This window comes from Lactobacillus panisapium, from assembly GCF_019469265.1.
Lineage (GTDB): Bacteria > Bacillota > Bacilli > Lactobacillales > Lactobacillaceae > Lactobacillus > Lactobacillus panisapium.
Window position 1 is genome coordinate 1,699,149 of record NZ_CP048268.1, and the last position, 23,570, is coordinate 1,722,718.

At 38.9% G+C, this 23,570-nt stretch carries 21 protein-coding genes; 2 read left to right on the top strand and 19 right to left on the bottom strand.

The window, feature by feature from the left end; all coding sequences use genetic code 11:
• Positions 1–6 precede the first annotated feature (6 nt).
• The 13 genes from GYM71_RS08080 to rbsK form a co-directional block, all read right to left on the bottom strand.
• Complete coding sequence (locus tag GYM71_RS08080) at positions 7–1,440, bottom strand: glycoside hydrolase family 1 protein (RefSeq protein WP_220220074.1); 1,434 nt, start codon at positions 1,438–1,440, stop codon at positions 7–9.
• A 102-nt stretch (positions 1,441–1,542) separates the two neighbouring features.
• Positions 1,543–2,376 carry a BglG family transcription antiterminator LicT gene (gene licT, locus GYM71_RS08085; protein WP_220220075.1) on the bottom strand — a complete coding sequence of 278 codons (834 nt, stop codon included), beginning with the start codon at positions 2,374–2,376 and terminating at the stop codon, positions 1,543–1,545.
• Positions 2,377–2,542: 166 nt separating this feature from the next.
• Entirely contained in the window at positions 2,543–3,673 is a 1,131-nt protein-coding gene (gene alr, locus GYM71_RS08090) for an alanine racemase (RefSeq protein ID WP_220220076.1), read from the bottom strand.
• A 2-nt stretch (positions 3,674–3,675) separates the two neighbouring features.
• Positions 3,676–4,029 carry a holo-ACP synthase gene (gene acpS, locus GYM71_RS08095; RefSeq protein ID WP_103752343.1) on the bottom strand — a complete coding sequence of 118 codons (354 nt, stop codon included), beginning with the start codon at positions 4,027–4,029 and terminating at the stop codon, positions 3,676–3,678.
• 78 nt (positions 4,030–4,107) lie between these two features.
• Positions 4,108–5,613, bottom strand: a complete 1,506-nt coding sequence (cshA, locus tag GYM71_RS08100; protein WP_103752342.1) for a degradosome RNA helicase CshA — start codon at positions 5,611–5,613, stop codon at positions 4,108–4,110.
• Positions 5,614–5,623: 10 nt separating this feature from the next.
• Positions 5,624–6,991, bottom strand: coding sequence for a UDP-N-acetylmuramoyl-tripeptide--D-alanyl-D-alanine ligase (locus GYM71_RS08105; protein WP_103752341.1), 1,368 nt, complete (start codon positions 6,989–6,991; stop codon positions 5,624–5,626).
• A gap of 133 nt (positions 6,992–7,124) precedes the next feature.
• Positions 7,125–7,370, bottom strand: a complete 246-nt coding sequence (locus GYM71_RS08110) for a type B 50S ribosomal protein L31 (RefSeq protein ID WP_220220077.1) — start codon at positions 7,368–7,370, stop codon at positions 7,125–7,127.
• 114 nt (positions 7,371–7,484) lie between these two features.
• Positions 7,485–8,327, bottom strand: a complete 843-nt coding sequence (locus GYM71_RS08115) for a transporter substrate-binding domain-containing protein (protein WP_220220078.1) — start codon at positions 8,325–8,327, stop codon at positions 7,485–7,487.
• 9 nt (positions 8,328–8,336) lie between these two features.
• Entirely contained in the window at positions 8,337–9,077 is a 741-nt protein-coding gene (locus GYM71_RS08120) for an amino acid ABC transporter ATP-binding protein (protein ID WP_220220079.1), read from the bottom strand.
• Positions 9,078–9,086: 9 nt separating this feature from the next.
• Positions 9,087–9,761: an amino acid ABC transporter permease gene (locus GYM71_RS08125; RefSeq protein WP_220220080.1), complete on the bottom strand. Its 675-nt coding sequence runs from the start codon at positions 9,759–9,761 to the stop codon at positions 9,087–9,089.
• Complete coding sequence (locus tag GYM71_RS08130; protein WP_220220081.1) at positions 9,742–10,401, bottom strand: amino acid ABC transporter permease; 660 nt, start codon at positions 10,399–10,401, stop codon at positions 9,742–9,744. Before GYM71_RS08130 ends, GYM71_RS08125 begins: the two co-directional genes overlap by 20 nt.
• Before the next feature lie 390 nt (positions 10,402–10,791).
• Complete coding sequence (locus GYM71_RS08135; protein WP_103752335.1) at positions 10,792–11,700, bottom strand: L-lactate dehydrogenase; 909 nt, start codon at positions 11,698–11,700, stop codon at positions 10,792–10,794.
• Between the two features lie 151 nt (positions 11,701–11,851).
• On the bottom strand, positions 11,852–12,766 hold the full coding sequence (gene rbsK, locus GYM71_RS08140; RefSeq protein ID WP_220220082.1) for a ribokinase: 915 nt from the start codon (positions 12,764–12,766) through the stop codon (positions 11,852–11,854).
• A 212-nt stretch (positions 12,767–12,978) separates the two neighbouring features.
• Here rbsK and GYM71_RS08145 point away from each other — a divergent pair, with 212 nt between their 5' ends.
• On the top strand, positions 12,979–14,292 hold the full coding sequence (locus GYM71_RS08145; protein ID WP_220220083.1) for an APC family permease: 1,314 nt from the start codon (positions 12,979–12,981) through the stop codon (positions 14,290–14,292).
• Positions 14,293–14,326: 34 nt separating this feature from the next.
• Here the strand turns inward: GYM71_RS08145 and GYM71_RS08150 are convergent, their stop codons facing one another.
• On the bottom strand, positions 14,327–15,241 hold the full coding sequence (locus tag GYM71_RS08150; protein ID WP_220220084.1) for a LysR family transcriptional regulator: 915 nt from the start codon (positions 15,239–15,241) through the stop codon (positions 14,327–14,329).
• Positions 15,242–15,343: 102 nt separating this feature from the next.
• Between GYM71_RS08150 and GYM71_RS08155 the strand changes: the two genes are divergently transcribed.
• Entirely contained in the window at positions 15,344–16,798 is a 1,455-nt protein-coding gene (locus GYM71_RS08155) for a vinyl phenol reductase (RefSeq protein WP_220220085.1), read from the top strand.
• A gap of 168 nt (positions 16,799–16,966) precedes the next feature.
• On the opposite strand, the gene GYM71_RS08160 is transcribed toward GYM71_RS08155, so the two are convergent.
• From GYM71_RS08160 to GYM71_RS08180, 5 genes are all read right to left on the bottom strand, one after another.
• Entirely contained in the window at positions 16,967–18,004 is a 1,038-nt protein-coding gene (locus GYM71_RS08160) for an aldose epimerase family protein (protein WP_220220086.1), read from the bottom strand.
• A 132-nt stretch (positions 18,005–18,136) separates the two neighbouring features.
• Positions 18,137–19,561, bottom strand: coding sequence for an L-arabinose isomerase (araA, locus tag GYM71_RS08165; RefSeq protein ID WP_220220087.1), 1,425 nt, complete (start codon positions 19,559–19,561; stop codon positions 18,137–18,139).
• 36 nt (positions 19,562–19,597) lie between these two features.
• A complete protein-coding gene (locus GYM71_RS08170) occupies positions 19,598–20,326 on the bottom strand; it encodes an L-ribulose-5-phosphate 4-epimerase (protein WP_103752330.1) in 729 nt (242 codons plus the stop codon).
• Positions 20,327–21,931: a xylulokinase gene (locus GYM71_RS08175; protein WP_220221202.1), complete on the bottom strand. Its 1,605-nt coding sequence runs from the start codon at positions 21,929–21,931 to the stop codon at positions 20,327–20,329.
• Between the two features lie 7 nt (positions 21,932–21,938).
• A complete protein-coding gene (locus GYM71_RS08180) occupies positions 21,939–23,327 on the bottom strand; it encodes a sugar porter family MFS transporter (RefSeq protein WP_220220088.1) in 1,389 nt (462 codons plus the stop codon).
• Positions 23,328–23,570: the final 243 nt, after the last annotated feature.

The following is a 23,570-nucleotide window of genomic DNA, read 5'->3' on the forward strand; positions in this document are numbered from 1 at the left end:
TTTCTCCTATATTTCACGTCCATTAGTTGCGATTACTTTTTGGTACCATGCAAATGACTTTTTTAAATACCGCTTTCCTGTGCCACGGCCCCAATTATCGTAGTCAACATAAACAAAGCCGTAACGTTTTTCCATTTCCTGCGAAGAGGAGCTTACTAAATCGATTGGCCCCCAAGCACAATAAGCAAAAATATCAATTCCATCTTCAAGACAACGTTTCAGTTGCTTAATATGTTCTCTCAGATATTCAATCCGATAATCATCATTAACTGTGCCATTTTCCAATTTGTCATACATACCAAGGCCGTTCTCAGCTATCATAATTGGCTTTTGATACCGATCCCAATATTGTGACAAGCAGTTATATAATCCTTTAGGATCAATAGCCCAGCCCCACGGATTATCCTTTAAATATGGATTAGGTGCCGTAGCCAAATAATCTGTACTCTTTTTGACATCAACCATTTGTGAAAAATAATATGAAATAGCCAAGAAATCCATTGTATTGCCTTGCAGTACTTTCCGGTCTTGATCAGTGATATCCAGGTGATAATTATGCTGCTTAAAGTAATGCAAAATATAGCCAGGATAATATCCACGAAATTGCACATCAGTCATGTAGTAACTCATTTGATTGTGATGCATTGCTAACAACACATTATCAGGATTACTGTCCTGTGGATAAGCGGTTAAGTCTGCTAACATAGTTCCTATTTGCAAATCAGGATCAAGCTCATGTGCTTTTTTGACAATGCGTGCACTAGCAACCATTTGATTATGAATTGCCTGAAACTTCGCCTCTTCAAAGTTATCGACCTGGTCAACACAAATACCTGTAGAATTAAAAGGTTCAATATGAACAAGGTTGATTTGATTAATGACAATCCAATAGCGAACTTTATGACCAAAATGCTCAAGTAGTGTTTCACCATATTTTGTAAATAAATCAATGACTTGCCGATTATTAAATCCCCCATACTTTAAAGTAATATTGATTGGAATTTCATAATGTAGCATTGTTACGATTGGTTCCATTCCATCTGCAATCACTTCATCAATGAGACGATCATAAAAGTCTAACCCAGCTTGATTAGGCTCAGCCTCATCGCCGTTAGGAAAAATTCTGCCCCAGTTAATTGAGAAACGAAAAGTTTTAAAACCCATTTTCTTTAAATATTGCAGATCACTCTTATAAGTATGATAAAAGTCGATTCCATGCCGCTTAGGATAATATCCTTTTTGATCATTAATTGCATTGATTACTTGCTGCTTAGTCATATTAGAAGTATTTAAACTAGCATGATTGGCATCTGGCTGATAAATAAACATATCTGAAGTAGTTAGTCCTTTGCCTCCTTCAAAACATGCACCTTCAATTTGATCTGCCGCAACAGCTCCTCCCCACAAAAAATTAGACGGAAAGATATTTTTTTCTGACATTTTTTAATCCTTTCAAAACAAAAAAAGGCGCTACCTTATTCCACTTCAAAATTTGAAGCAGTTGAGGTATCGCCTGATTGAACAGTAACAATCCAAAAATATTTAATTTTTAATGACTCGATAGATATGAAGCATTAAGTACAACTTTTCATCATCATTAATGGTAATTTGATGTTTATCCTGCATGTACTGATCGATTTTCCCTACACAATCATAAATTTCAGGCCACGACTCAGCTAATTGCTGCACCATTTTGATTTTGTCTTCGGGGAAGCTCTCATTATCAACCACACGGTGGGCAAAGAATTTTAAATGAACCAAAAAACGTTCATAAGATGTCGACTTACGGTCCAGTTTAATTCCAAAATTATGCTCAACAATGGCTAAAATATCCTTAACAATTTTAGGAATAGACATTGTTTGGCCCATCTTTTCCTTTTCTTGCTGTGTATTAACAAAATGCAAAGCAATAAAGCCAGCCTCATCTTCTAGCAACTCAACTTGAGTGTACTTATAAATAATTTTGAGTGCATATTGTGCAACAGAATATTCTTTTGGATAAAGTTCCTTTATTTCCCATAATAAGGGATTTGTCAGATCATTGCCATCTTTACTACGTTGCACTGCATTTTCGATATGGTCCGTTAAGCTTAAATATAAGTACTTGTTTAGCTTTACTCCCAGGACTTGCTCGCCATAATTGATAATTTCTTCAGTCATATTCAATTCCCAGTCAGGAATTTTACTGACAAAATCAGCAAATGATTCAGTATTATTGCCAGATTCAATGTGAAATACTTTCTCTACTTTACTTTGATCAACAGGGTCGCCGGGTCGTGTATTAAAAGCAAGACCATTGCCAATCAGAACTAACTCATTGCCATTCTTATCAACAGTCATAATAACATTATTGTTAAATTTCTTTTTTACGATCACCGCCTTGATACTCCTCCTTAATAAAAAAACAAGCGGTACCACAAATATTATTTTGCGGTATCGCCTGCCTTACCAGTAACAATCCATCTATTTGAAAACGTTTACTAAATAGTACATTAAAGATAATAGGTTGTCAATACTTAACCAGAATTAATGTTAAGCAAATTTATCCTTCACGGTAGATGCGTGGCAAGCGGTCGTCTAGTAAGCAAGCCACTTCGTAATGAATTGAATCAACATAGTCCGCCGCAGCCTTAATATTATTCGGAGCAGTAGGATCATTTGAAATCAAAATCACTTTAGTTTTGGTCGGCATCTCATAGGGTAAGCGTACCATCAGCTGATCCATGCAAATCCGCCCTACAATTGGGCAGTATTCGTTTCCGACCTGGATTTTAAAGCCTTGAAATTTGCGGATAAACCCATCTGCATAACCTAGTGGAATTGTACCGATAATTTGGTCACAATCAGCAATATAAGTTGAACCATAACCAACACCTTGCCCCTTGTGAATAGTATGAACCTGAACTAGTTCACTCTCCAAAGATAATGCTGGTTTTAGTCTAATTTGTGCTGGTAAATCCGGAGTACTTGGATTTGAGGATGGGTTAAGGCCGTAAAGCCCGATACCAAACCGAACTAAATCACTGTGCACCCTTTTACCATAGATACTGGCCGCCGTGTTATCCACATGAATCCATTTAGGTTTTACTTTCAGTAAACTCTTAAGATGCTCGAACCGTTCTACCTGGGTTTTAAAGTAGGTATCATCACTGCTATCCGCGGAAGCAAAGTGCGTGAACAAACCTTCTACTTCGAAGTGCGGGTTATCCAGCAAAAAGTCATTAGCTTGGAGAAATTCCTCATCCTCGCTAAAACCAATCCGCCCCATTCCTGAATCAACCGCCAGATGAATTTTTAATTGCAAACCGGTATTGTTAAGCTCTTGGTCTGCTGCATTTAGCCATTCAAAGTCAGGCACAGTCAGTGATATATCATTTTTGGCTGCCAAGGTGACGTATTCTTCAGGGGTAACTCCCAGGACCAAAATTGGCTGGGTAATTCCCGCTCGGCGAAGTTCAAGGGCCTCATCTAAAATTGCTACGCAAAAACCGCTGACACCATTTTTAGCGGCTAATTGAGCAACTTTAACGGCACCATGACCATACGCATTAGCCTTAATTACAGCAAATAATTTTTGCCCAGGCTCAAGGTGGTTTAACTCTTGCTCAATATTTTGCTTAATTGCACTTAAATCGACATAAACAGCTGCCGGACGATGTATTCCAGGAACCATATTCACTTCTCCAATACAACTAAAGTTATTATTTCATGATTATCATGAGTAATACTCGAAAAAATTTGACCATCGAATTTTGGCGAAGTTGTCACTGGGTGCCCGTTTTCATCCCATAGGGTTTCAACATCCATTAAACCGACTTTTTCCCCTAAGCCAGTACCCATTGCCTTTGAAAAAGACTCTTTCAGTGAAAAACGGCCGCCTAAATATTCAACTTTTCGTTTACCAACCATTTTTTGATACTGTGCGAATTCTTTCGGGGTTAAAGCTTTTTTGGCAAAACCATCACCCTTAGCGACAATCTTGGCTACTCGTTCAACTTCAACTGCATCAATGCCCACGCCAAAAATCATTTTTTCTTACCTCACTTGAGAAAATTATAATACAAAAAAAGAGCTGCACATGACCACAACTCTTTTTTAGTAAAATTATTAATCTTTTTTGTTCTTAATTACGAAATTATGACTGCCACCGGAACGGTTCGAGCGACCACCACGGTAGTTGCCACGACCACCATGACCGCGATCACCACCACGATAGCCGCCGCGGCCACCGCCATTACGACCGCGACTATAATGACCACGACCACGGCCGCCGCCACGACGACCGCCACCCTTATAAGGTAACGGCTTTTCTGAACTAATCTTGACCTCAACGTTTGATGAGTCCTTAGATAAGTTCTTCAAGAATGCAGAAACAAGATCAATTGCAGAATAGTTTTCTAACAACTCACTAGCATCGTCAGTATACTTGGTCAAGTCTTCCTTCATCAGGTCTTCAATCTTGGATTTGGCAACCTTTAATTGGCCACGGAAAGCTTGGTCATCTGATGGTGGACGAAGAGGTGTCATCTTTTTCTTAGTAAGTTGTTCAATTGTCCGCATGTAGCCAATTTCATTTGGCGTAACAAAAGTAATTGAACTACCGTTTTGACCGGCACGACCAGTACGGCCAATGCGGTGAACATATGAATCTGGATCTTGAGGAATATCATAGTTATACACATGGGTAACACCTGAAATATCAAGTCCACGTGCTGCAACATCGGTAGCAACTAAGATATCTAATTTACCAGAACGGAACCGTTTCAAAACGCTAATTCGGCGAGCTTGGGATAAGTCGCCGTGAATTCCGGCAGCGTTATACCCACGAGCTTGCAGTCCACGCGTTACTTCATCAACGCGGCGTTTAGTTCTAACAAAGATAACCGCTAAATCTGGACTTTCAACATCAATTAAACGACACATAATATCAAATTTTTCTGAGTCCTTTGACCGGACAAAGTATTGATCAATTAAGTCAGCCGTCAATTCCTTAGTCTTAATCCGCACGATTTCAGGGTCATGCATGAATTTTTCGCTGATATTTAGAATTGGTTTTGGCATTGTCGCACTGAAAAGCAATGTTTGCTTACGGTTTTTGACATAGCCCAAAATACTTTCAATATCTTGAATAAAGCCCATATCAAGCATTTCATCAGCTTCATCCAAAACAATTGTGTTGACGTTTTCCAAATTAATGGTCTTGCGTTTTAAATGATCAAGCAAACGTCCAGGGGTACCAACTAAAATAGCTGGAACATGGTTTTTAAGTGACCGAATTTGGCGGCCAATATCAGCACCACCGTATACTACTTGAACGCGCGCTTTTTCATCACGGCCTAAGCGGAAAAGTTCTTCTTGTGTTTGAATAGCAAGTTCACGCGTTGGTTCGATGATTAACGCCTGAATTACCTTATTGTGTTTGTCTAAGTTTTGTAAAATTGGCAAAGCGAAGGCAGCTGTCTTACCAGTACCTGTTTGAGCTTGGCCAATCACGTCCTTGCCTGCTAAAGCAAGAGGAATTGTTTGTTCTTGGATTGGTGTTGCTTCTTCAAAGCCTGAACGTTTAATTGCTTTTAGAAGCTCATCATTTAATCCTAATTCCGAAAATTTCACTAAGTTCTCCTTATCTAAGCCGCTCCACTACTTTTTCGAGGTGCATACCATGTGATCCTTTCAGGACAACAATGTCGTGCGGCTTAATATCATTTTTCAGATCAGCTATCATTGGCTGCATCTGATCTTTTTTATAATAATGTAGATTTTCTGGCTCGTAACTTTCTTTTAGAGCATCAGCTAAATTTTTCATTTCTGAGCCATATAAATATACTTCGTTAATCACTTGCGGATCAAGGCAATCTGCAAGACCAGCATGAAGCTCAGCTGATCTGTCACCTAATTCGAGCATGTCACCCAAGACAGCAATGCGCCGGCTACCTTCAGGAACCTGGATCTGACCAAAGCTGCTTAAAACGGCACGGACAGCAGTCGGGTTCGAGTTATAGACATCACTCATAATGTCCTCACCCACATCGCCTTTTTCCCATTCCATCCGGTTGGCAGTTGGGGTAAAGCTAGCTAAAGCAGTAGCAATTTCTTCATCGCTTTCACCAAAATGGCGACCAACGCAAAGAGCAGACAGGGCGTTTGAAACATTATGCTTACCAATCATTGGAATAGTAAACTTACAGTCTGATTGGTTAATCGTGAATGTGGCGTGGTGTTTATAACTTCTAAAACCCGTTGCATACACTGTATCATTTTTACCAAAACCAAAAGTAACTTTTGACTGGTCAATCTTTTCAGCTCGCTCACGCAAAAGCGGCTCGTCACCATTATAAATAAGCTCGCCGTCCTCACGCAGGAAATCGGTAATTTCCATCTTCGCATCAGCAATTTTTTCACGTGAACCTAAAAATTCAATGTGAGCCTCACCAATCATGGTAATTACCGTAACATCCGGGTGAGTCAATTCACTAAGTTGGTGCAACTGCCCCGCATGGTCCATTCCCATTTCCAAAACCAAAATTTCAGTATTTGGCTTCATATCCAAAATGGTCATTGGAACGCCAATTTCATTGTTAAAATTAGCATCTGTCTTATGCACATTAAATCTTTTGGCCAAAACCGCCGCAGTCATATCCTTAGTAGTAGTTTTACCGTTTGAACCAGTAATGCCGACTACGGTCGGATTAACCTTATTTAGGTAATACTGCGCCAATTTTTGCATACTTGTTAATGGATCATCAACTTCTAAGACGGCAATATCTGTGGGCTTATTAGGGTGACCTTTTTGCCACAAAGTAGCACTAGCCCCATTATTAATTGCGCTGCTTACAAAGTCATGTCCATCCCGATCACTGACTAACGGGACAAATAATCCGCCCTCAGCGATTTTTCTTGAGTCAAAGGCAACAGAAGTAATAACAGTTTGGTCGTTGCCCTCACAATTCGCGTTGATTGCTTTAGCAATTTCTGCCAGTTGCATTTTCATCTAATTTTCTCCTAGCTAAAAAGAAATTCCGCTAAAATCAATATTACACTATTAGTTATAGTTATCAGCGTAATATTAACGTTTTACGTAAAAAAGCAGCCCCAATGGGACTGCTTCCACCAGATCAAAGATATTACTTCTTCATACCATACTTCTTGTTGAACTTCTCGATTCGACCATCTGCTTGAGCAAACTTTTGCTTGCCAGTGTAGAATGGGTGAGAATCTGAAGTAATTTCAACCCGAATTAATGGGTAAGTTTTACCTTCGTAATCTACTGTTTCTTTTGCCTTTAAAGTTGAACCAGCAACAAACTTAGCACCTGTTGCGGAATCCATAAAGACAACTTGTTGGTAATCTGGGTGAATGCCTTGTTTCATGTTTATTACTCCTTTGCCATGACTTTATTGCAAGTCATAGATTAATCGATTAACGTCTAATACAATAACATTTTCCAAAATATATTTCAAGACTTAATTATTATACCAGCATCTTTAATCTAAAACAATGTCACTCGGCTTAACTTCCTTACCAAAATATGGTTTTAGTTCCTTATTATAGTCATCGGTAAAGAACTTCTGGTTGGTCAACTTGGTAATTTCTTTATTGGTCCAATCTAAAAGAGAGTTATTGCCTTTTTTCACGGCTGGCGAAATATACTGGTTTGGCCCAATATTTTTAATTCCAACCGTATAAGTTGGATTACGCTTTACCCAGGCATAAAGATACGAGTTGTCATCGGCTAAAGCCGCCGCACGCTTATTTTTCAGGGCATTAAACTGCTGCGTTTTAGAATCAAACTTCAGCAAATTGACGCCGCCTCTTGCCGTAAAATAGTTTTCCGCGGTTGTCCCTTTATTAACAATGATCGACTTTCCCTTCAAAGCCGTTTCACTTTTAAGTGGTGCACTTTTAGGTGAAATGACTCCGACCGAAACTTTCATGTAAGGTCTGGCAAAATCAACCACTTGTTTTCGCTCAGGCGTAACCGTGAAATTGGCAAGAACAATATCGGCCTTATTTGAATTTAACGTATCAACCCGGTTATTGGCATTGACCTGGGTAAACTTTACCTTTACACCAAGATCCTTAGCCATTTTTCTAGCTAAGCGCAAGTCATATCCCCTGCGAAAGCCGTGGTCGTCGACCCAACCATATGGGGGCAAGTCACCAAACACTGCTACACGCAAAACACCCCGTTTTTTGATTGCGCTAACGCTGCTATCGCTGCCACCCGTACTTTCATTTAAAGAGGATTTAAACCCAAAAAAGCTAATAATTAAAACTACGGCAACAACAATTATACTAATTACCTTATTTTTTGTTTTAACTTTCATGCTTGCTCCTTAAAAATCCATGCTAGCCAAAAAGGCACGCGCACGTGCTGTTTGCGGCTGTGCGAAAAAGTCCTTTCCCGGAGTATTTTCTAAAATCTGTCCGTTTTCTAAAAATAAGACTTGATCAGCAATTTGCCGGGCAAAGTTCATTTCGTGCGTCACAATAATCATTGTCTTGTGCTCTTCTTTGGCCAAGTTTGTCATGATTTGTAACACACCCCGCACCTTCTCTGGATCTAGTGAAGCTGTCACTTCATCAAATAGCATCACTTCTGGGTGCATAGCTAATGCCCGTACGATTGCAATTCGCTGTTTTTGTCCACCTGACAGTTCCCGTGGATATGAATCCACATAGCCAGTTAAACCTACTCTAGCTAATAGTTTTTCCGCCTCTTTTTTGACTTCTTCTTCAGGCCGTTTTTGCACTTTTGTCGGTGCCAGTAAAATGTTTTCCATTACTGTTAGATTAGGAAAAAGGTCATAGCTTTGAAAGACCATGCCAATCTTCTGCCGCAATTTTTGCCAATTTTTAGCCGATGGCGTGACTTTTTGGTTTTTAAAATAAATTGCCCCATCATTGTATTCTTCAAGACCATTCAAGCACCTGATCAAAGTACTTTTCCCTGAGCCAGATGGGCCAAGCAAGGTTAGTACTTCTCCTTCACGAAGAGTAAAGTTAATATCATGCAAGACATGCCGATCTCCGTAATACTTATTTAAATTTTCAACGCGCAAAATTTCTTTTGTCATTTAATCCACCTATTTCTGTTTTGCAGCTAACTTTTTTGACCAAAGCGATAATGGATAATCGATTACAAAATACAGGACGAAAATCAGTCCGTAAATCCAGAAGACTGCTGTCGGATATTTTTGGTTATTGGCTTCAATTATTTGTTGCCCGACCGCAATGACATCCATAATACTGATCATCATCAATAAAGAGGTCGTCTTGATAACCCTGGTTGCCAAGTTGATCGTAGCTGGCAGTTCGAGTTTCATTGCCTGCGGTAATAAAACATACCGAAATAGTTGCGTCGGACTAAGTCCCAGCGCCAGTCCCGATTCTTTTTGGACAAGCGGAACAGATTCAAGTGCTCCGCGGACAATATCACTAAATTCTGCGGCGACCCACAGTGCAAAAGCCAGAATCGCCATCCAGCTGGCTGGCCAATCGATATGACAACTACGCGGCAAGATGTAATAGAACAAATATAGCAAAACAATTGTTGGTACAATTCTGAAAAATTCTAAATAAAGTCGCAAAATAAACCGAATAATTTTGTTTGGCATTGTACGTAAAATACCAAATAAAGTGCCCAAAATAAGACCAACCGCAAGGCTGACTACCGAAATCCAGACAGATGTCCATAAACCATCGAGGATTCTGGCAAAATTGTTGCCGGTAAAAATGACATCAATCGCCGAATGTGCCATAGCGCACTCTCCTTTCTAGGTAGTTCAGGATTAGGATTACCGGAATTAAAATAATTGCGTAGGCAATTACCAGCATTAACAAATATTCATTGGAACGATAATACATTCCAATTAAATCAAGTGCCGTATTGGTTAATTCCGGAATTGCAATCACTGAGAAAATCGAAGTTTCTTTAATTAGAAAAATGATATTAGCAGTTAAAGATGGCAAGCTTAAGGCAAAACCTTGTGGAAAAACCACATAACGGGCTAACTGAAGATTATTCATCCCGAGGGCCTTGCCATCATCAATTTGGGTCGCACTAACGCCAGTGAACCCACCGGTAAATCCTTCCGCCATATAAGCTCCACCAAGAAAAATCAGGCCAATGATGCCACAAGTCATCGCTGACATTTTTAACCCAATTACTGGAAAAGCATAATACAAGAAAAATAGTTGAATTAATAACGGCGTGTTTCGCGCCAACTCAACATAAGCCGCCAATAGTTGGCTTAAGACCGGCACTTTAAAGTACTGTACTAAACTGCTAATCACACCAACGATAATTGCCCCCAAGATTCCAATTAAGGAAAGCCAGAGGGTCAGTTCAAAGGCTTTTAAAAAAATTGGCAAACTTTGAGTAATGATCTGCCAGCTCATTTTCTCTCCCCCACTCCAAAAGAAAAAGACCCAATCATCGCGAGGATTCATGGGTCTTACCTAACAAATAAAAATAATAATCCGCAAATTACACTAGAACTGCAGATTGCTAATTAAACCGTTTTTAAGCGACACACAAATTTCCCCACCGGCTAAATACAAATGAGTTAGACAAACAGACATTTTTGCATTGTACAGTGTTTAAAATTTGAGCCATAATCGCACTTCCTTCAAGTAAAACAGTTGATAAAGTTAATGCTATTCTTATACTTACTTTTTGTCAATGAAATTGCTTTGCGCGACTCTTTTTAGGAATTCAAGCAATTAGGGCAATAAAAAAGCGTCCATTTTAAAGGACGCTTTACCCAGTAATACTACTTACAATTTAAACTAGGCTTGAGATTTTTCTTTGATTGTTTCAGCGGATTTTTGCAAAAGACTTTCTTCGTCTGGCGTTAAGTTTAATTCAACGCGAGCAACAATACCGCACCGACCAACAATTGCTGGGTATGACATGTAAGTACCATATTTTTCTTGATAACTTGAAACCGGCAATTCAGTCCGTGAATCAGTCAGAATTGCCCGAGCAATTCTAACAACAGCTGCAGAAACGCCATAATTAGTGTAGTGCTTACCCATGAAGACGGTTTGACCACCACGGACAATCTCATCTTCTAAATCTGTCAGTTCCCAAGAAGCAGACTTAGCAAGTTCAGAAATAGGCTTTTCTAATACCTTAACCGTTGACCAAGCAGTGAACTGTGAATTACCGTGTTCACCCAAGGCAAAACCGCTAACTGAACGGGGATCAACATCAAATTTATGAGCAACCACTTTTTTCATTCTCGCAGTATCGAGCAGTGTACCCGTTCCGATAACCCGCTCTTTTGGTAAGCCCGTTAATTGTTGATAAAGGTTGGTAATAGCATCAACTGGATTAGAAATAACCAATAAAATACCGTTAAAGCCACTTTTTTTAATTGATTCAGTGATTGGCTGTAATTGCTTCTTATTGTATTCAAGCTCTTGGAAGCGATCGCCCTTTGATTCAAGCGAAATCTTACCCAATGTACTGATCACAATTTCCGCATCTTTAAGTGCACTGTAATCATTAACCGTAATATTGACGTGGTTGGGTAAATTAGCCATTGCATCTTCAAAGTCGACTGCATCAGCGTTAACCTTGCCCTCATTAAGATCAATCATTACCAAGTCATCAACTAATCCTGAAACAATTAATTCATGTGCAACGGTGCAGCCAACGTGCCCATCGCCAATAATACCAATTTTAGTAGTCATAATAGATGTCCTTTCTGTGCTAATTGGACAGCTTAAATTCATGCTGCACCAACAAGTTCATCTTAATTATACTTTTACCACGTGTAAATTAAACTATTTTTTACTAATCTAACGATTATGCTAGTCAAAAGACCCGTAAACTACGAAAAATCTAGTCAACTTGTTCTATTTCTTTTTTATAGGGGATCGATGGCTGAGCACCATAACGCTGTACGGTTAACGATGACGCCTTATTGGCAAAAATAATTGCCTCTTTTAAATTAGAAAAATCAGTCTTAAGGATGCTAGTCATTGCACCAATAAAAGTATCTCCAGCAGCTGTAGTATCAACGGCTTTAACCTTAAACGCTGGCACCAACTCACTTTGACCATTGTAATCATAAAAGGCACCCTTAGAGCCAATGGTGATAATCACCGCTTCGACGCCAAGAGCATGTAACTTCGCTGCTGCTTTTTTAGCACTTTCTTCGTCACGTACTTGAACGCCGGTAATTGTAGCCGCCTCAGTTTCATTTGGTGCGATAAGATCAGTCTGCTTTAACAAAGCAGAAGGAATTTCGGTCATCGCTGGCGCCGGATTCAAAATAGTTTTTATTCCTTCTGCGTGTGCAATTTCAAAGCCCTTAATTGTGGCTTCAACCGGCGTCTCAAATTGGGCAATCACATAATCGCTTTGGCCCAATAAGTCACGCTTTTCAGCTACATCATCAGCATTAAAGCCAGAGTTAGCTCCAGAATAAATTGTGATTGAGTTTTGCCCAGCATCATCAACGGTGATGAATGCCTGACCCGTTGATTCATTGTTAATCACTTTTACACCAGAAGTATCGATTCCTTCTTGCTTTAAAAGTCCTAGCATTTCTTTTCCGGGTGCATCATTTCCAACCGCGCCGATAAAGTTAACTTCGCAGCCTGAGCGAGTAGCAGCAACGGCCTGATTTGCCCCCTTGCCACCAGCAGCAGAATAATGCTCTTTTGCATGAATCGTTTCGCCTGGTTTAACCATTTGCTTAACGCGCAAATTGGTATCTAGATTAATACTACCAATAACAGTAATCTTAGTCATTTTCTCTCCTTATTACCCAAGGCAACCTTGCCCAATAGTTCTCTAAAAAAATAATAGCACACTTGAAATTGCTTTCAAATTAATGGTTACATTAATAACCTTTTTTTAATCTTAAAAATAAATTGTAAAAAAATGTAAGCAAACTTTTTATTTCGGACAGCATAGCCTATAATTACAATTAATTATTGTAATTTTTAAATAGGGTAATTATTATGAAAAGACAACTCAACTTTTTCGCTGCTTTGGCAACGGTCATGGGAACCATGATTGGGGGCGGTGCTTTTTTCAAGATTGCAAATATCTCATCGCTAACACACAATGCTTGGCTCAGTATTTTAGTTTGGCCACTTGCTGGTTTTATCACATTAATGGCGGGTCTCAGTATTGCAGAACTTGCTTCCGTTTATCCTGAAGATGGTGGACCAGTGAAATATCTCGAAAAGATTTACGGTCCGCAAGTTTCTTTTTTATTTGGCTGGTCCTTAATTATCATTTATTATCCAGCCAACATTGCTGCCCTCTCAATTGTCTTTGCAACGCAACTAAAAGAAATTCCACAATTTAAAAATTGTTCGACAACACTTATTGCTTTGCTTGTCATGTTAACAGTGCTAGTAATCAACTGGTTAGGCTCCAAGTTAAGTTCACAGGTGCAAAAAATAGCTTTGGTAATTAAACTGTTACCAATTATTGCGATTATCGTTTTCGCGCTTTTTTATCAAGGTCCTAATCAACTAGCTGGTGCGCCCAGTCCTCATTTGACTACCGCCAGTAGCACGGCAGCTTTTGGTCAAGCCTTGCTAGCAGTTCTATTTGCCTATGATGGCTGGCTTAGTATAGGTAACCTTGCCAGTGAAATCAAGAATCCCGCTAAAACCTTAGCCCAGGCTATCATTTGGGGTTTGTTTGGCGTTACCATTTTTTATACCTTGCTAAACTGGAGTTACGTCAAAGTTATTCCGTGGAATCAAGTAGTGGGCAATCAAAGTGCTGCCTTGCTAACGGCCCAAAAGTTATTCGGCCACCTAGGCGGAACCATTATCGCTGCCGGAATCTTAGTATCGGTTTTTGGTGCCATTAACGGCCACCTCTTGTTAGGCTCAAGAATGCCCTATGTTTTAGGTAGAGAAAAGAAGCTGCCGGCCTCAAACTTTTTTGGCAAGTTAAATAATCAAACAATCGTCCCAACTAACAGCATGTTATTTGAATGCATCATCGCAACCATTATGATTTTTTCAGGGACCTTTGATTCACTAACTGACATGCTAGTTTACGTTTCGTGGATCTTTTCAATTCTCTTGTTCACTGGCGTCTTTGCTTTGCGCAAAAAGCATCCAGATTTAGAGCGGCCATATAAAATCCCCTGGTACCCACTACCACCGATTTTGGCAATCTGCGGTGCATTGTTTGTTGTTATTACCACAACTTTGACACAGCCAATTTTAGCAATCATTGGCATTTTATTAACGCTGAGTGGCTGGCCCGTTTACCTTTATGTCCAAAAAAAGAATAAACAACTAGAATAAAAAAGCTTTGTCCAAAAGTGGGCAAAGCTTATTTTTATATCCTGAACTGCTTTAACGACTGCACAAAACTTTTAAGTGCACGAGAGCGATTATTTTTTAGGTAGATTAATTGCATCGCATACTCTTGATTTTGTTGTTGTGAACGAAACTGCCGGTACACAATTTCCGAGTTAGGCTGCATGATGTAATCAATTAGTCCCCGAGGAATATAAGAAATACCCTGGTTTAACGCAGTATTTGTTAGCAGCTGCTCAATTGAAGAGACACGTTCAATTTGATAATTATGCTCATTTTTATTTAAAGTAGCAGCAAATGTCTTGCGCATAAAATCAGAGTTTTCACTACTGTAATAAAAAAGCGTCGCGCCGTCTAAATCATTTTCATCAATATATTTTTTCTGACTTAACTTATTCTGTTTACTGATTCCTAATACCATTTCGTTGGAATACACCGAAACATATTCATACAATTCTGCCTGTGGAATATCATAACTACCATAATGGTTAATGTATGCACAATCGAGCTTATTTAATACCAAATCCGCCAGGCAGTGCTCAACGCTTTCTTCCATCGTAAAAAAGGAAATCTTCGGCGACAATTGCAATTTCCGATAATTAATAATCTCTTTTTCCATAATGTATGCGTCAAAAATCGAAAAGTAGCCAATTGATAGCGTCTGTTCCGTTGACTTAGAGATGTGCTTTAATTCAGAAACTGTTAGATCAAAATTATTTAAATACTCTTGTGCTCGCCCAGCAAAATATTTACCAGCTGGTGTAAGACTGATGCGATTATTAGTACGGTTAAACAGTTTTACGCCAATTTCATTTTCTAATCGTGAAATTTGGCGCGAAACTGCCCTTTGCGTTACATAACGCTGCTCAGCAACTCGACCAAAACTACCCTGTTGAGCAACCGCTAAAAATACTTTTATTTGTTCACTATCCATTTGTTTTACCCGTACTTTAATGTCCTAGTCTCGACTGAAATAACTATAACATACTGACGCTGTAAGCGGTTATAATTTTTGGTGAGAAAAGGAGATTTTGATATGGAAATCAAAAATGATTATGACGTTATAGTTGTTGGTGGCGGTGCAGCTGGCTTTACAGCCGCTTATCAGGCAAGTCACCGGGGATTGTCAGTTTTAGTAGTTGAAAAAGGGCACAATACTGGCGGCAGTGGTGAATACATTGAAGGCGCATTTGCAGTAGATTCATATTTGCAAAAGGAGCATCATGTTAAGCTGACTAAAGAAGATGTCCTTAATGAGGAATTAAATTATTCTCATTATCGTGCAGATACAAAAGTCTGGCAGGAATACATTGCTGCTTCGGCAGATATTATTAAATGGTTAAAAGATCTTGGCGTAGAATATCTTGATGTTGCTCCTTTAGGCAGCGGCTATCGCACATGGCATTTATTCAAGGGATTAGGCAAGGCTGTTATCCACAACGTTTTAGAACCGAAAGCAAAAGAGCAAGGGACCGATGTAGTTACCTCAACTACTGTAACCAAAGTTAATTTAGATCAAGATGGTCAAGTTACCAGCGTAGTTTTGGAAGATCTTGCTACTCATAGTCAAAAGACCGTTGCCACTAAGGCGGTAGTTTTAGCAACCGGTGGCTATTTAAACAATCAAGAATTAATTAAAAACGAAACTCATTATGACCCGGACCAATTAATCCCTGTTAATTCTGAAAAGAATACGGGAGATGGTTTAAAACTTGCTTGGGCTGCTGGTGCACAAAAATATGCGATGGGAACTGCCATGCTCTTTGGAGGTTACCTCAAAGACCACACCAAGCCAGGTTACGTTTACCGTTATTCCGAATTAAACGGAGCAGCAGACCAGCAATCTCTTCTTTGGGTTAACGAAAACGGCGAGCGATTTGTTAACGAAGAGGTCGTCGATAACTTTGCCCTAGCTGGCAATGCCCTCTTTACTCAGGGTAAGGTCTTTACCATTTTGGATCAAAGCACGATTGATTATTTGAATGACGAACACATTTATAAGCCAATGGGTACTTGGGATTACCACGATACTCGTTTACCGCACCTTAAGGAAGAAATTCAGCAAGCCTTTGCCGAGAATGCACCTTACCTGACCAAGGCAAATTCAGTTCATGAACTGGCCCAAAAGATCGGGTTGGTCGATTTAGAAAAGACCGTTACGCGGTATAATCAGCTTGCTCATGATGGTCATGATTTAGACTTTGGTAAAAAAGCGGACTTCATGATACCAGTCGAAAATGGACCATTTTATGCAATTGAGTTAGGAATCGGCGCCTTTTGTACAATGGGTGGTCTCAAAACTGATACTGAGCACAAAGTATTGGATAAAGATGGTAAACCAATTACAGGATTATACGCTGCGGGTAACGATGCAGCGGGAATGTTAATTGGTGATACATATGGTCCAAATATGCCAGGAACTGAAGCTGGCTTTGTATTCTATTCTGGCAAACATGTCGCTAACGTAATTTACAATCAAATTAAGGGTTAATTAACGAATTCATTCCCTAAATAATTCTAGTAAAACTTAAAACTTTAAAAGTCCTATTAAATTTGGGTGTTAAGAAACCTCGATTTAATAGGACTTTTGTTTTAAATAAAAATGATTAAAAAATAGTTTTGCCACAGAATTTAGTTTGCACTACTCACATACTACAGCTTATTTTTGCAAATAGCTAAATGTAATTTGATGTGTTTTAGTTTCATTTGCTGGCAGAATAATATTGCCAAAGTTACTGTGGTTTATCGCATCAGGCAAGACCTGCGCTTCTAGCGCAACTGCTTCACTTGGCTGAGCAACAATCCCCTGATCGCGCACAAACTTTACTCCTGGTTGTTCTTGCGACATCGTATACATCACTAGACAGTTTGATTCACTAGTAATCTTAACTTGACGACCACTTTCTTTTTCACGCAGGATTGCTACTTCCTTCATTTCATTTTCTGGTCCATTTATAAAAAATGCATCATCAAAACCAGCGTTTTCTCTAATTGCAGTAGCTAGGTTTTTAAATTCATGAAAATCATATGGGGTATTGGCGGTCATTAACATTTTGCCTGTTGGAATCAACTGAGAGTCTAGTTGTAGGTATTTCTGACTATTGATTTTAATTTCATGTGAATCTAGATTGGATGCATCACTTAAATTGAAGTAAACATGAATAGTTGGATTAAATAGTGTCGCCTTTCCACCATTAACTGCCTTTTCAGAAATTGTAACCTGATTTTGATTATTTAACGTGTAAGTGATTGTCGCTTCAAAGTCACTAGGAAAGCCATCTGTTTTTTCATCGATTGTCTTTTGGAAAATGACGCTGACACTGTCATCGGTCTGCTCTGTTGCTACTGACCAATTCAGAAAGCGAAAGCCGCCATTGCCACCATGGAGAGTATTTCCATTCTCATTTGTTGGTACTTGAACTTGCTTGTTGTTTAAAGTGAATTGACCTTTTTTAATTCGGCCAGCTACACGACCAATTCCCTGACAACAACAAAGGCCGTTTGCATAATAATCAGCACAATGAGCAAAATTCATAATCAAATTTTTCTGTTGGCCATTTTCTTGTGGCACTAAAAACTCATACCATGTTGCACCCATTGATAAGCACGAAATTGCAACACCATTGTCATTTTCCAAAGTTACCTTGGTAACATCGTGATCTTGATATTTTTCAAAAAATTCTTTAATTACCTTCATTTTTGTTCTCCTGTTCTTTTTAGCAAAATACACTACTTCAACAAGATAATTGAAATAGTGTATTTAGATAAATATTTAATTGCTTTTCATGAAATATATAGGGATTTTATTCTTTGTACAGATTAGTTACTTCTAATTAATACTACATAAATCTACGCCGTATAGAGTAGCTAAATCTGTTATTTGCTCTTCAGTTGCTGCGAATGAGAAGACTGTATGGTGGCCACCACCAGCTTGAATCCATTGCTTTGAGCCATTTTCAAGACCAACTTTTGGAGTCCATAATTGTTTAGCAACAGGTAAATGTGGTGTTTCTTTTTCGGCCTTATGGGCATCAACTGCATATGTAACTAACTTAAAGTTATTTCTAAAATCAGCTAAGGTGACATCGATTGCATCGCCTTCAGAGCCAGAAAAGACTAAACGTGCAGGATCTGCCTTACCACCAATATCTAGGGGATGAACTTCAACACGTGGTTTTTCTGAAGCAATCGAAGGATCAACTTCCAACATGTGTGAGCCTAAAATTGCTTGGTGACCTGGGCGCAAGTCTAATGTATAGTCTTCCATAAATGCAGTCTTTTGATTATGAGTCATAATCTTAATTGTCCGCAATAATGCAGCTGTCTTCCAGTCACCTTCACCGGCAAAACCGTAACCATCACGCATTAATAACTGGGCCGATAAGCCTTGAAGTTGTTCTAAACCGTGTAGGTCTTCAAAGTTGCTAGTAACAGCAGTATAGCCCCCACGTTCTAAGAAGCGTTTCATGGCAATATATTGTCTCAATTGATAGCGAACAGTCTTTTCATATGCAGCTTCATCCATTGAGCCCTGAACCATAATATAACGAGACTTTAAATCAGCATATTCATCATCAATTTCTGCTTCTTTAACTTTAGCCATCTCATCAACTAAGTCGCCTACGCCATAGTAATCAACTGTCCAGCCTAATTGGATTTGAGCTTGAACCTTGTCGCCTTCAGTAACGGCAACGTCACGCATCGTATCGCCAAACCGGCAAACCTTTAAGTTAAATGACTCATCATAGGCAACAGCAACATCTTCCCAGTCAGCAATTTGTTTCATTACTTTTGGATCTTGCCAATGGCCATAAATAATCTTATTGTGCATTTGTAAACGGGCATTAATATAACCATATTCACGATCACCATGGGCACTTTGATTTAAGTTCATGTAGTCAAAATCAATGGTATCATAAGGAATATAATCTAAATATTGTGTTGCAAAGTGCAATAATGGTTTTTGTAAAAGTTTTGTGCCACGAATCCAGTTCTTTGCAGGTGAAAATGTGTGCATCCAAGTAATGACGCCAGCTACTTTATCTTCATAGTTAGCTTCTTTCATAAACTTGGTTATTTCATCTGCTGTAGTTAAAACTTGTTTGAAAACAATCTTATATGGCAAATTTCCATTTTTATTTAGGCCATCTGCAATCTTTTTAGCATCTTCTGCAACTTCCTTCAAGGTTTCTTCACCATATAAGTGTTGACTTCCAACTGCGAACCAAAATTCATATTTAGGTACTTCTAACATAATATAAACTCTCCTTTTTAATTAAAATAATAAATTTTACTTTCTTTTAGCATGTGTTTTTGATTGCGCATTATTCTGACCATAATATGCATTTTCTCCATGCTTACGGTAATAATGTTTATCTAATAAATACTGAGGAAGATGGCTATCAGACCTAGTTAATTGCAAAGTATGATAATCTTCTTCGGCAACAACTTCTAAAACTTTAGCATTGTAAACTGCCTTAGCCGGAGTTTCACCCCAGCAAAACGGTCCGTGCTGACTAACTAAACTCCCAGGAGTTGCTTCATAATCTAAATGTCGTTCATTAAAAGTGCGAACGATGGTCTTACCAGTGTTGCCCTCATAATCTTCTTCGATTTCTTCTTTAGTTAACGCATCTGCAGCTGGTACATCAGTGTAAAAAGTATCTGCATGCGTTGTATTAAGAGCAGGAATATCCATTTTAGCTGCCGCAAAGGCTACTGCCCACGGCGAATGGGTGTGCACAATACCACCAATTTTGGGAAAATGATTATATAAATACGTATGTGTTGGAGTGTCACTTGAAGGATTTAATTTACCTTCAACCACTTTACCCGTCAGATCAACTACCACAAGGTCTTCAGGTTGCAATTTATCATAATCCACACCAGAAGGCTTAATGACAAATAATCCTTGATCGCGGTCTATTCCTGAAACATTGCCCCAGGTAAATGTAACCAAATCTAGTTTTGGTAACTGCATATTAGCTTCATATACTTCTTTTTTCAGTTGTTCCAGCATTTACTTCGCCTCATCACTCAAAACTTTTGCTTCATTTTCCAAAGGAAGTGCTAATTTATAGCGCTCAAGGTATTTAGCAGCACCCTTAACTCCTTCTGGCTCTGGACTCAGTGTCATAATTTCAGAATCTACAAAAACCTTAGTATCTAGGTAATCTTCTAATGGCTCGGACGCACCGGAAGCAACATATTGCGCGAGTACTGCCATACCCCAAGGTCCGCCGACACTAGCGTTAGTCATAACAGAGATTGGTAAGTTCAACATATTGGATAAAACTTGCTGCCCGATTACGGGAGTTTTAAATAGGCCACCTTGCGCAATCATGACATCAGTTGTGACATTTTCTTCTTTAGTCAAAATGTCCATCCCAATTCTAAGTGGCGCATAGGCCGAATATAACTGAGCCAGCATGAAGTTAGCCAATGTAAATTTACTATTAGGTGTTCTGACTAATAGCGGTCTGCCTTCTTGCGTCTTGGTAATTGGTTCCCCTGAGAAATAGCTGTAATTAACCATTCCTCCTGCATCGGGATCCGACTTAGTCGCATCTAGAAAAAGTGCGCTATATAGCTGATCGGCACTGATATCAATTCCAAGCCTCCCAGCAAATTCCTGGAAAAGTTGTGCCCATGCATTGATATCAGATGAACAATTATTGATATGCACCATGGCTACAGGCAACCCAGTTGGTGTTGTAACAAGATCGATGTCACGGTGAACTTTTTTAAGTGGCTTGTCTAAGACAACCATTGAAAATTCAGAAGTCCCAACAGAAATATTACCTGTGCGCTTACGAACACTGTTAGTACTAATCATACCTGTTCCTGCATCGCCTTCAGGTGGTGCCATCACGCTTCCTGCTTGCAATGTCTGGGTTGGATCAAGTAAATTTGCCCCCTCTTTAGTTAAATGACCAGCAACTTCGCCTGCCTTTAATACATGTGGCAAAATTTGTTCGATCTTCCACGGGTACTTTTTAACTTTTTCTAAGGCACCAAACTTTTGTAAGCATTCCTGATCGAATTGACCATTCTTACCGATGGGAAACATCCCCGAAGCATCGCCTACACCAATGTTTTTTTCACCAGATAATTGCCAGTGAACATAACCTGCTAATGTTGTTAAATAAGCAATGTCTTTTACATGCTCCTCATCTTGCAAAATAGCATGATACAAGTGAGCAATGCTCCAACGCAGTGGAATATTAAAATTAAACAATTTGGTTAGTTCACTTGCTGCGTCTCCAGTTATCGTATTTCGCCAAGTTCTGAAGGGAACTAGCAATTTGTCATTTTGGTCAAAAGGCAAATATCCGTGCATCATCGCACTTACGCCAATTGAACCAATATGTTCAATTTTTACATGATATTTGCTGCTTACATTTGCAGCTAATTGTGCATAACTTTGTCTTAAGCCAGTTAAAATTTCTTTTTGTGAATATGTCCAAATTCCATCTTGCAGTGTATTCTCCCAAAGATAACTACCTGATGCAATTGGCTGGAAATCAGTTGTAATTAATACTGCTTTTACTTGTGTTGAGCCAAATTCAATTCCAAGTGCTGTTTGACCTGATTTTATTAGTTGCACAATTTCTGAAATATTCAATTTCACTTTAGTCCTCCATCAGATCTTTTCCGTGATTCATTCCAATAGACTCAATTTGCTCTAATGTATATCCTTTGGTCTCCGGTACACAGAATTTAACGAATAAGACTCCTAAAATGCAGATAATGCCAAAGATTGCAAAAACCATTTCTTGAGACATTGAAGCCGTCATCATTGGAAACAGTAGACCTACAGCCCAAGATCCAATCCAGTTGACGGATGAGGCTAATCCAGAAGCACGTCCACGAATTGCCAATGGGAAAATTTCACCTACTAAAACCCAAGTTAAAGGTGCCCAAGTGAATGAGTAAAATGCAACATAGATACATAGAAAAACTACAATCATCATTGGATTTGCGTGAGGATCTATACTATTAATAACGGAAGGAAGTAAAAAGGAAAGACCCATTACAGTTCCGCCTAGCATTAGCAAGGTTCTTCGCTTACATTTTTCAGCTATTGCTATATATACCAACGAACCAATCACTAAAATCACACCTTGAACGATCGGCCATAACAAAGCTGAACTTGCAGCGTTTCCTGTTGCCTTTTCCACAATTAACGGAATGTAATAGAAGATTGCATTTGCTCCTTGAAATTGCTGAAAAGCTGCCACACCGACACCAGCAATAACCAAATAACAATATTTACTACTAAAAAGAGAACCCCAGGTCGTTGCTTCAGTTGCAGAATTTTCTTTTTGCGAAGCAGATTTTATATCATTAATTTCATCGGTAACTTCCTGTGGGTTTTTCCGAATACTTGAAAGAACTGCCTTAGCTTCTTGTTCCTGATTATTTTTTATTAAAAACCGAGGTGATTCTGGTAAACGTAGTACGCCACAAAACAAGATGATTGCAGGTACAGCGGCTAAGCCAAGCATTATTCTCCAACCCCAAGCTTGTGGAAGCCCTTTTAATAAGAAATCCATTATATAAGATAACAACATTCCTGAAACAATCATTGTTTGATTCAGGCCTGAAAGACTACCTCTGGCATTTGCAGGTGCCATTTCTGACATATATGCTGGAACCAAAGCCGAAGCAGCACCAACAGCTAGACCTAATAGGACTCTAACAATAATTAAATAGAAAGACCCGTTATTCGGAGCAACCATTGAAAGTAAAGCAAAAATTGCAAACACAATAGCTGAAGCCAAAATCATTTTGCGTCGTCCAAAACGATCAGAAAGCTGTCCAGCAACTGCTCCTCCAAAAATGGCTCCAAACATAACAGCTGAAGTTATCCAACCAACAACTGTTGCATTTGTTAAATGCCAATCTTTTTGAAGAAAAGGTAAAGCACCCGTCATAACTCCAATGTCATAACCAAATAAAATTCCACCAAATGAACCAAAGAAATAAATAAATCGACTAGAAATTTTATTCTTTTTCACTCATAGTACCTCCTTTTATCTAAAACTAGTTTTAATTTTTGCCTTCTCGAAAGCACTTTCATAATATGACTTTTATTTGTTATCTGCAATAGCTGTTGAAATTTGTTCGAACAAATTTTATAATATTTATGTAATTTAAGTGTTGATGTTAAGGCATATTTTGCTATAAAGAAAAAATATTTGTTTTTTATGCTGTATTTTTCCAAAAATTCATCCCATAAAATGACTAATATTATAATTAAT